Source organism: Massilia sp. DWR3-1-1, from assembly GCF_049898325.1.
Lineage (GTDB): Bacteria > Pseudomonadota > Gammaproteobacteria > Burkholderiales > Burkholderiaceae_D > JAFCUW01.
This window is the reverse complement of sequence record NZ_JAFCXL010000044.1, coordinates 1-9396: the sequence shown is the minus strand read 5'-3', so window position 1 is coordinate 9396 and position 9396 is coordinate 1. Positions and strand designations below refer to the sequence as shown.

Sequence of the window (9396 nt, the reverse complement as noted above, 5' to 3'; positions counted from 1 at the left end):
GGGATCGTCTCAGAAAACGGAATTTAAAGTACGTTAAGACTTGGGCAGCGGACGCAGCGGCCTGAATTTCCCGACGCCGATCTTGGCGCTGTCGTGCCACAGGTAGTCGCCGGTCAGGTTGATGTGTTCCCAGCCCAGCGGCGACAGGTAGCGCAACAAGTCGTCGTCCACCGTGCGGCCGTGGCTGCGCAAGGCGTTCGTGGCACGTTCCAGGTACACCGTGTTCCACAGCACGATGGCCGCCGTCACCAGATTGAGGCCGCTGGCACGGTAGCGCTGTTGTTCGAAGCTGCGATCCCGGATTTCGCCCAAGCGGTTGAAGAACACCGCCCTGGCCAGCGCGTTGCGCGCCTCGCCCTTGTTCAAACCGGCATGCACGCGCCGACGCAGCTCGACGCTCTGCAACCAGTCCAGGATGAACAGACTGCGTTCAATGCGCCCCAGCTCGCGCAGCGCGATCGCCAGGCCGTTCTGGCGTGGATAGCTGCCGAGCTTGCGCAGCATCAGCGAGGCCGTGACCGTGCCCTGCTTGATCGAGGCACTCAGGCGCAGGACCTCGTCCCAGTGAGCACGGACGTGACTGATATTCAGCGTGCCGCCGATCATCGGCTTGAGTGCGTCATAGCTTGCCTCACCCTTCGGGATATACAGCCGGGTGTCGCCCAGGTCCCGGATCCGCGGTGCGAAGCGAAATCCCATCTGGGGCATCAACGCAAAGACGTGGTCGGTGAAGCCGGCCGTGTCGGTATAGTGTTCCTCGATGCGCAAATCAGACTCGTGATACAGCAGGCCGTCGAGCACGTAGGTCGAGTCGCGCATGCCGACATTGACGACCTTGATGCTGAAGGGGGCGTAGTTGTCGGAGATGTGGGTGTAGAACATGCGGCCGGGTTCGGCGCCATATTTTGGGTTGATATGACCCGTGCTCTCGGCCTTGCCGCCCGCCTTGAAACGCTGGCCATCCGACGACGAGGTGCTGCCATCGCCCCAGTGCACGGCGAACGGCTGGCCGATCTGGGCGTTGACCAGCTCGGCCAGCGCCGGCGAATACGTTTCGTCGCGGATGTGCCAGGCCTGCAACCAGGACAGCCTGGCGTATGTCGTGCCGGGGCAAGAGCTGGCCATCTTCGTGAGACCAAGATTGATCGCATCGGCCAGTATCGCCGTCAACAGCAAGGTCTTGTCGCCGGTCACGTCGCCCGTTTTGAGGTGCGTGAAGTGACGGGTGAACCCGGTCCACTGGTCGACTTCCAGCAGCAATTCGGTAATTTTTATGGACGGCAGACGCATTGCCGTCTGGTCAATCAGAACCTGTGCCGTGTCCGGCACGATCGTATCCTGCGGCGTGATCTTCAGGCCGGACTGCGTGGTGATGACGGCATCAGGCAAGTCATTGGCCGCGGCCAGGCGGTTGACCGTGGCAAGCTGCTCTTCCAGCAGCGACAGCCGCCCAGCCAGGAACTGGTCGCAGTCGGTGTCTATGGCCAGCGACAGGCTGCCCGCAAGCTTCATGGCGGCGAATTTTTCGATCGGAATCAGGTACTCGTCGAAATCCTTGAACTGGCGCGAGCCTTGAACCCACATGTCGCCGGATCGCAATGCGTTCTTGAGTTCGGACAGGGCGCACAGCTCGTAATAGCGCCGGTCGATTCCTTCGTCAGTGAGCACCAGTTTCGACCAGCGTTTCTTGATGAAGGCGGTCGGCGCGTCGGCCGGCACCTTGCGGGCACCGCTGGCGTTCATGTCGCGCAGCACATCGATGGCCTCGAGCAAGCCCTTGGCGGCAGGCGCCGCCCTCAACTTGAGCACGTCGAGGAATTCCGGCGCGTAGCGGCGCAGCGTAAAGTAGCTCTCACCGATGAGATGAAGGAAATCGAAGCTCTCCGGCTGCGCCAGCTTTTGCGCTTCGGTGACGCTCGCCTTGAAGGCGTCCCAGGAGATGACGGCCTCGATGGCGGCGAACGGATCGCCCTCGCTTTGCCTGGCATCGAGCAGGGCCTGCCCGATGCGCCCATACAGGCGCACCTTGTCGTTGATCGCCTTGCCCGACGCCTGAAACTGCTGCTGATGCTTGTTCCTGGCCGTGTTGAACAGCTTGCCCATGATGCGGTCGTGCAGGTCGATGATTTCGTCCGTGACCGTGGCCATGCCTTCAACGGCGAGCGCGACCATCGTCGCATAGCGCCGCTTGACCTCAAACTTGGCCAGGTCCGCCGGCGTCATCTGCCCGCCCTCGCGGGCGATCTTGAGCAGGCGATTCTGGTGCACCCCGCGTTCGATGCCGGCCGGGAGGTTGAGCGCCTGCCACGCCTTGAGGCGTTTGATGTGTTCGAGCATGTGCCGCGAATTCGGCTTGCTTGGGGAAAGCCGCAGCCAGGCCAGCCAGGTGAGGTTGCTGTCGGTCTTGCGGCTGAACAGCTTGTCCAGGTTGCGGAAGTGGAACACCGTCAGGGAATCGGTCAGCGCCTCATAAATGCGTCGATTGGCGCGCGTAATGGCTTCCGCGCAGATGCGTTCGATGACATTTGCCGTTGGCGACAAAATAGCCTGCCGGCGTAGTTGCTCAACCAATTGCGCCGCGAGCACAACACCCTTGTCGGTCTGGCCCGCGAGCTCGTTCATCCCGTGCACCGCAGGCCGGTAGTGATGCATCGTCGTGAACGACTGAAAACCAAACACTTCCTGCAATTCAAGCAAGTGCTCGCGACGCGTCTCGGCACGTTGGGCGTACTCGCCCCAGATATCTGCCGCCACGCTGAGTTGCGCGGCAACCATGCGCAACAGTGGCGCGCTTGGCTCATCTTCACCTCCCAATATGATGCCAGGGTAGCGCATGTAACAAAGCTGGACGGCGAATCCCAGCCGGTTCGCTGCTCCACGATGCTGGCGGATGATCGCGAGATCGGTTTCGTTGAACGTGTAGTGGCGGATCAGCTCCTCTTTCGTGTCGGGCAGGGAGAACAGGCTGTCGCGCTCGGCAGCGGACAGAATCGAACGACGGGGCATCAGCGCTCCTCTTGCAAACGTAGGATTTCGAGAGGTACCGCCAGAGCTCGTACATCACACCCAGAATCAATGGGTTATCGTTCTCAAAAATAGGTCTTGAAATGTTATTCTCAATCGCCTACTATTTCAATGAGTTTCGATAAAAAGGATTTCCATGCGACCTTCACTTGTACTTGACCTTAAGCGAAGTGCCGTCCGTGAAGCAGTAAGCCGCTTTCGCGTGGCGAATCCACGTGTCTTCGGCTCGGTGCTGCACGGTACCGACCGGGATGGCAGCGACCTCGATCTTTTGGTCGATGCGCTGCCTGGTGCCACGTTATTGGACTTGGGCGATTTAGAAGACGAATTGCAATCGCTGCTCGGCGTTCATGTTGACTTGCTGACACCGGGTGACCTGCCGCCAAAGTTTCGAGCAAAGGTACTTGCAGAGGCGCAACCGGTATGAATGAGAATCGTCTTCCCGATTACATCGATCACATACAGCAGGCGGGAGCGGATGCGCGCGCCTTCGTGGAGGGTTTAGGCAAAGATGACTTCCTTGCCGACAAACGCACCCAGCAGGCCGTCATCATGAGCATCATCATTATCGGCGAGGCCGCCACGAAGGTGATGGACGGCTACACCGAGTTCACCCAGTCGCACCCCGAGGTACCATGGCGCAGCATGCGCAACATGCGAAATCGCATGGCCCACGGCTATTTCGACATCAACCTCGATGTGGTGTGGGAGACGGTACAAGAATGGCTACCGGAGTTGCTCAAGCAACTGCCTGCCGTGCGCCAAAACGCCGACGACGAAGACCGTACCGACGAAGGGATGGAACCATGACCAACGACAACAAGCCACCGATCCTGCAGGCCGGTGGTTCGCCACCTTGCCGCGGCTAATCGCGACGTCGAGTCGATGAAAATAAAGACGTCCAGCATCGAAGCGCTGGCCAGTGCATGGGCGCAGATCGCGGGGGAAGTGACGTTTCCTCTATCCTACGAAGGCACTGCATCGGCAGAGGCCCATCGGGCGTCCGAAGCTATCCAGGCACGGATTCGTGACCATATCGTTGCCACCAATGACATGCGCCTGTTCGGCCTGCTGCATTTGCTGGGTCAGGCTTCGCTGGGCATGGAGAAAACGCTGTGGCCGGAAGACTATGAGCGCATAACGCGCGATATCGAGGAAGCCCTTCGAAAGGCCGATAATCCCAACTCCAAGTCGTATAGCCACGAGGAAGTGATGCAGGCAATGCAGGAGCGTATCGCCCGAGCAAGAGACAAACTATGTTGATCGGCTATGCGCGTGTCTCGACGCAGGATCAGAACCTTGAATTGCAACGCGACGCCTTGGCCAAGGCCGGTTGCCCAAAGGTGTTCGAAGACAAAGTGAGCGGCACGAGAGCCGACCGGCACGGCTTGGCCAAGGCCCTGGAAATGCTGCGGACCGGTGACACCCTGGTCGTCTGGAAACTGGATCGCTTGGGACGTAGCGTCAAGCAACTGGTCGATCTCGTTGGCGAGCTGAACAAGCAGGGGGTCCAGTTCAAAAGCCTCACCGATTCCATCGACACCGGCACGCCGTCAGGCCGGTTCTTCTTTCACGTCATGGCCAGCCTCGCCGAAATGGAGCGCGAGCTCACTATTGAGCGCACCCGCGCCGGTCTGGAAGTGGCCCGTCAACTTGGCCGCAAGGGTGGTCGCAAGCCCAAGATGACAGACAGTAAGGTCGAGTCCGCAAAGAAGCTGTTGATCAGCGGCGTCCCACCCAAAGACGTTGCCAAGAACCTCGGCGTATCTATTCCTACCCTGTACCGATGGGTTCCAGCCTCAAGTCTTAACGTACTTTAAATTCCGTTTTCTGAGACGACCCCAACTACATCCCCGGGTCACAATCAGTTTTCTGGAAATTGCGCAAGAAGATATTGAAGCGATGCTGGCCAACGACGAACTCGACCTTGGCATCGCATTTGGCCCAATGCAGCTGAGTGAACTCGACTACACACCGCTGTACAAAGAAACGCTTGGCTTTGTGACAGGCGCCAGTCATCGACTCGGCGCACGGTCTGCCTCGTTGCCGCTAGCAGCGTTCGCTACGGAACCGCTGGTTTTGCTAAACAGGTCGTTTGCTACCCGCCAGCACATCGATGCGTACTGCGCATTCCACGGCATCGCGGCCCAAGTGGCAGTCGAAGTGAATGCCATCGGCGCGTTGGTCGAGATTGTTCGTCAAGGAACGCTGGGGAGTGTACTACCCAACCCAATTTCTGCCGTCTATAAAGATTTGCGCGCGGTTCCGCTGCTGCCGCCGATGAAGTTACGCCAGGTAGTTTACTCCTGGCGCAAAGGGGCTTATCGCACTGCGGCAAGCAAAGCATTCGTGGACTTATTGAACGTTTTAATTCGGGATTTACAGTTAGGCGCGTCATGATCCGTGGCGCTGTCGCACGTTTCCCAATTTTCGGTTTTAGTTACCGCGATAAGTAGAGTAGCCGTAAGGGCTCAACAGCAGCGGCACGTGGTAATGCGGCACGCTGCCGTCGGCAGTAAAGATGACAGGGATCTCGGGGAAGAACGTCGGGCTCTTGTGGTCGGCAAACCACTTGCCGGTCTTGAATGTGACCCGGTAAGTGCCGCGTACCATTGCCGCGCCTGCGGGGAACAAGGCTGGGATGCGGCCCTGGGCATTGGTGATGCCCTCGCCGAGCATGGTCCACTGGTCACCCACGCGCTGCTCAAGAGTCACAGCCACATCGGCCGACGGCAAGCCGTCCTGCAAGTTAAGGACGTGGACGCTGAGCGGGTTGATAGTGGCGGAAGACGCCCCGATGGGTACAGCCGCGGCGCCGGCATAATGCGCAGCGGCGCCGAGGGTAACAACGAGCAGGCTTTGAATAAATTTCATGAGAGCTCCTTACAGGTGGGTGTGAAAATAATTGGAACGTATGTCGCCAGCGCTCAAGGAGTTTTCTGGAACACTTTATCCATTGCGGCTATTGCGCAGGCTTCGTCCGTAGCCGGTCCGCCGGCGCCGGCAATGCCGATCGCGCCGATGAGCTCGCCTTCAACCATCAGCGGCACGCCGCCACCGAGCAGCAGCAGCGTGTCGACGGTGTTCAAATTGGCTGTTTCGGCACTGGCGCGAGAATTGGCGGCCAGAAGGCGGGTCGCCGTTTTGGTTGACAGCGCCGTGTAGGCTTTGCGCTGTGCGGCTGCGGTGTTGTGCGGACCGACGCCGTCGTCACGGCGCAGGGCAACCAGGTTGCCGCCGCGGTCGACCACGGCAACGGCCAGCACTCTGCCGTCGGCATGGCAGGTGGCCATCGCCGCGTCCATCAGGCGGCTGGCTCCCTCGAGCGAAATATCGCGGTGGGGTACGGTCAGCGGGGCGGCAATGCTGACTCCGGCGCATGCCAAGGACAACAGGATCAGCAAAGTTGAAGGCAGTGGGTGCTGCATGAATACTCCCGGTGGTGAACGAATGGACGCATGGTACGCAGCGCACGGCGTCGACAAGATGACGGCTGCATGACAGTTTTGTCATGTGGCACGCGGCCGGTAGTAAGATTGCGGCACAAGGAGCCAGGCAATGCGCATACTGATTGTGGAAGATGAACGCAAGGCGGCCGACTACCTGCAAAAGAGTTTGCGCGAGTCCGGCTACATCGTCGAAGTGGCAAGCAACGGCTTTGACGGCCGCTACATGATCGAGGAGTTCTACTTTGACCTGGTCATCCTCGACGTCATGCTTCCGGGCATGGACGGCTGGGCGTTGCTGCAACTGGTACGCGCCAGGTCAGCCACGCCGGTCATGTTCCTGACGGCGCGCGACGCCATCGAAGATCGTGTGCGCGGACTCGAACTGGGCGCCGACGACTATCTGGTCAAGCCGTTTTCTTTTGCCGAATTGCTGGCACGCGTGCGCAGCCTGCTGCGGCGCGGACCGCCGCGCGACATGCAGGAATTTTGCGTCGCCGACCTGCAGGTCGATGTGCTGCGCCGCCGTGTCAGTCGGCAGGGCCACAAGATCATCCTGACGGGCAAGGAATTCGCCCTGCTGCACCTGCTGGTCAGCCGGGTCGACGAGGTTCTGTCGCGTGCGGTGATCGCCTCGCACGTGTGGCAGATGAACTTCGACAGCGACACCAACGTCGTCGATGTGGCCATTCGCCGCCTGCGCGCGAAGCTCGACGATCCGTATCCCATCAAATTGATTCACACCGTACGTGGCATGGGTTATATGCTGGGCGAGGCGCCATGAGGTCCGGGTTGGCGCCGCGCTCGCTCAGCCTGCGCCTGGCGCTGTGGTTTGCCCTGGTCAGCGCGGTACTGCTTGGGGGAATCGGTGTGTACCTCTACCGCTCGCTGGCAAGCGAACTTGCGTGGCGCGACGACATCGCACTGGCCGGACGGATCGAACGCATGCGCGCGCTGGTCGACGACAGCGCCAGTATTGACGCCCTGCGCCGGCGCCCGCAGCTTTACGCCAACATGTTGGGTAACCGCGACAACGCCTTGTGGATGCTCGATGCCCAAGGCCAGCTTCTGATCGACGTCAATCCAGGCAGCATGTCGCTGCCATCCCTGCCGGCCGCGCCAGCGATCCGCCTTGCCGACGTCGTCGCCGGGCAGGCGGTGCGGCTGGCCTGGCTCGATGTCTGGCAGGGCAGCCGCCGGTTTACCCTGGTCGCCGGCAAGATGCTGGCCGAGCGCGAGCGCATGCTGGCCAACTACCGCATGACGCTGGCGGCGGCACTGGCCGGCGGCGCGGTGCTTTCCTTTTTGCTGGGCTGGCTGATCAGCCAGCGTGCGCTACGGCCAGTGCGACTGATGGCCGAACGGGCAGCCGCCGTCGACGTGCGGCGGCTGCAGCAGAACGTAGCGGTGGGGCTTGCACCAGTGCCGGTGCAGGAGGTGCAGGAACTGCAGCAGCTGGGGATGGCGCTCGACCAGATGCTAAGGCGCCTGGCCGAAGGCTTTATCCAGCTGTCGCGCTTTTCCGAAGACTTGGCCCATGAGATGCGCACGCCACTTCATAATCTCATCGGCCACACCGAACACGCGCTGGGCAAGCATCGAAGCGTCGACGAGTATGAAGAGCTCCTTGCGTCGAACCTGGAAGAATACGGTCGCCTAGCCCGCATGATCGACAGCATGCTGTTCCTGGCGCGCTCGGAGCAGCCGGCCAATAGTGTCAGCCATGAAATAATTGATCTGGCAAATCTGTGTATGCAACTGGCCGAGTATTTCGAGGGCATTGCCGAAGAACGCGGGATCAGCGTGGTAGTCGATGCGTCCGGCAAGCTGGTTGCTGACCGGGCGCTGGTGGGACGTGCCCTCGCCAATCTGCTGGCCAATGCATTGCGCTACGGCGCTGCAGGAGGCACGGTGACGATCAAGACCTGCGTCGACGGCGAAAGGATAGTCATTGCCGTGCACGATACCGGTGAGCCAATCCCCGCAGTGCATCTCCCACACCTGTTCGAACGGTTCTACCGCTGCGACCCGGCACGCAGCCAAGATGGCGATTCGGGTGGCCTGGGACTGGCCATCGTCGCTTCGATCATGCACCTGCATGGGGGAGAAGCCCGCGCCGAAAGCGGTGACGAGGGCAATCGTTTCACCTTGTCATTCCCGAGAGGTGCAAGCAGTCAATCACGCGCTGCCTGATGTGGGGGTTTGAGGTGCAGTGGAACGGAAAACCGGGTTAAGCCGCTGGGGCTACTTTTAGATATTGATAAAGGGTCTCTCGACTGATGCCGAACTCCCGCGCGAGCGTGGCTTTTGGCTCGCCGGCACCGGCGCGGCGGCGCAGCTCGACAACCTGGTTGTCCACCAGTGCTTTCTTGCGACCTCGGTAGGCGCCGCGCAGCTTGGCCAATGCAATGCCTTCGCGCTGCCGCTCGCCAATTAAGGCCCGCTCAAACTCCGCGAATGCTCCCATGACCGACAGTAGCAGGTTCGCCATTGGCGAATCCTCGCCGGTGAAGCTCAGGCATTCCTTGACGAATTCGATTCGTATCCCGCGCTTGGTCAACGTCTGAACCAGCCGGCGCAGATCGTCCAGGTTGCGTGCCAGACGGTCCATGCTGTGTACCACTACCGTGTCGCCTTCGCGGGCGAACGAAAGCAAGGCGTCGAGCTGCGGCCGCAGGGTGTCCTTGCCCGAGGCCTTGTCAGTGAACAGCTTGTCCACTTGGACTTGATCGAGCTGACGCTCTGGATTCTGGTCGAAACTGCTGACCCGGACATAACCGATGCGTTGACCTCGCAAAACGTGACTCCTTAACAAGATGTGTCAGGAAAGACTCTATGACCGTTAAAGGCATATGTCAAGTAATTGCGAGATCAACCCTATCCTGACGGCCTGCGTTGTGGTCGTCTGACATCAGGTTAGGGTATA

General features: G+C 60.3%; 11 protein-coding genes. 7 read left to right on the top strand and 4 right to left on the bottom strand.

Annotated elements, in window-relative coordinates; translation table 11 throughout:
• Nucleotides 1-33: 33 nt before the first annotated feature.
• Nucleotides 34-3006, bottom strand: coding sequence for a Tn3 family transposase (locus ACP7EY_RS23495; protein WP_426197677.1), 2973 nt, complete (start codon nt 3004-3006; stop codon nt 34-36).
• 154 nt (nt 3007-3160) lie between these two features.
• On the opposite strand from ACP7EY_RS23495, the gene ACP7EY_RS23490 reads away from it, so the two are divergent.
• From ACP7EY_RS23490 to ACP7EY_RS23470, 5 genes are read left to right on the top strand one after another with little or no spacing between them, the layout of a single operon-like run.
• Nucleotides 3161-3451, top strand: a complete 291-nt coding sequence (locus tag ACP7EY_RS23490; RefSeq protein ID WP_426197676.1) for a nucleotidyltransferase family protein — start codon at nt 3161-3163, stop codon at nt 3449-3451.
• The gene (locus ACP7EY_RS23485) at nt 3448-3834 is read left to right on the top strand and encodes a DUF86 domain-containing protein (protein WP_426197675.1); all 387 of its coding nucleotides are present in this window, start codon (nt 3448-3450) and stop codon (nt 3832-3834) included. The genes ACP7EY_RS23490 and ACP7EY_RS23485 overlap by 4 nt, the downstream gene beginning before the upstream one ends.
• A gap of 33 nt (nt 3835-3867) precedes the next feature.
• On the top strand, nt 3868-4287 hold the full coding sequence (locus ACP7EY_RS23480; RefSeq protein ID WP_426197674.1) for a hypothetical protein: 420 nt from the start codon (nt 3868-3870) through the stop codon (nt 4285-4287).
• The gene (locus ACP7EY_RS23475) at nt 4281-4844 is read left to right on the top strand and encodes a recombinase family protein (RefSeq protein ID WP_426197673.1); all 564 of its coding nucleotides are present in this window, start codon (nt 4281-4283) and stop codon (nt 4842-4844) included. The genes ACP7EY_RS23480 and ACP7EY_RS23475 overlap by 7 nt, the downstream gene beginning before the upstream one ends.
• The gene (locus ACP7EY_RS23470) at nt 4771-5424 is read left to right on the top strand and encodes a LysR substrate-binding domain-containing protein (protein ID WP_426197672.1); all 654 of its coding nucleotides are present in this window, start codon (nt 4771-4773) and stop codon (nt 5422-5424) included. The genes ACP7EY_RS23475 and ACP7EY_RS23470 overlap by 74 nt, the downstream gene beginning before the upstream one ends.
• A 36-nt stretch (nt 5425-5460) precedes the next feature.
• Here the strand turns inward: ACP7EY_RS23470 and uraH are convergent, their stop codons facing one another.
• Both uraH and ACP7EY_RS23460 read right to left on the bottom strand, forming a co-directional pair.
• Nucleotides 5461-5898: a hydroxyisourate hydrolase gene (uraH, locus tag ACP7EY_RS23465; RefSeq protein WP_426197671.1), complete on the bottom strand. Its 438-nt coding sequence runs from the start codon at nt 5896-5898 to the stop codon at nt 5461-5463.
• Between the two features lie 53 nt (nt 5899-5951).
• Entirely contained in the window at nt 5952-6452 is a 501-nt protein-coding gene (locus ACP7EY_RS23460; RefSeq protein WP_426197670.1) for a GlcG/HbpS family heme-binding protein, read from the bottom strand.
• Between the two features lie 130 nt (nt 6453-6582).
• Between ACP7EY_RS23460 and ACP7EY_RS23455 the strand changes: the two genes are divergently transcribed.
• A complete protein-coding gene (locus ACP7EY_RS23455; protein ID WP_426197669.1) occupies nt 6583-7254 on the top strand; it encodes a heavy metal response regulator transcription factor in 672 nt (223 codons plus the stop codon).
• Between the two features lie 8 nt (nt 7255-7262).
• The gene (locus ACP7EY_RS23450; protein ID WP_426197668.1) at nt 7263-8663 is read left to right on the top strand and encodes a heavy metal sensor histidine kinase; all 1401 of its coding nucleotides are present in this window, start codon (nt 7263-7265) and stop codon (nt 8661-8663) included.
• 37 nt (nt 8664-8700) lie between these two features.
• On the opposite strand, the gene ACP7EY_RS23445 is transcribed toward ACP7EY_RS23450, so the two are convergent.
• Nucleotides 8701-9267, bottom strand: coding sequence for a recombinase family protein (locus ACP7EY_RS23445; RefSeq protein ID WP_099792626.1), 567 nt, complete (start codon nt 9265-9267; stop codon nt 8701-8703).
• Nucleotides 9268-9396 lie beyond the last annotated feature (129 nt).

Bases quoted from the DNA above. Each gene is read 5' to 3' on its own strand.
- uraH (WP_426197671.1), bottom strand. From the start codon at position 5,898: ATGAAATTTATTCAAAGCCTGCTCGTTGTTACCCTCGGCGCCGCTGCG.
- ACP7EY_RS23485 (WP_426197675.1), top strand. From the start codon at position 3,448: ATGAATGAGAATCGTCTTCCCGATTACATCGATCACATACAGCAGGCG.
- ACP7EY_RS23495 (WP_426197677.1), bottom strand. From the start codon at position 3,006: ATGCCCCGTCGTTCGATTCTGTCCGCTGCCGAGCGCGACAGCCTGTTC.
- ACP7EY_RS23490 (WP_426197676.1), top strand. From the start codon at position 3,161: ATGCGACCTTCACTTGTACTTGACCTTAAGCGAAGTGCCGTCCGTGAA.
- ACP7EY_RS23460 (WP_426197670.1), bottom strand. From the start codon at position 6,452: ATGCAGCACCCACTGCCTTCAACTTTGCTGATCCTGTTGTCCTTGGCA.
- ACP7EY_RS23455 (WP_426197669.1), top strand. From the start codon at position 6,583: ATGCGCATACTGATTGTGGAAGATGAACGCAAGGCGGCCGACTACCTG.
- ACP7EY_RS23475 (WP_426197673.1), top strand. From the start codon at position 4,281: ATGTTGATCGGCTATGCGCGTGTCTCGACGCAGGATCAGAACCTTGAA.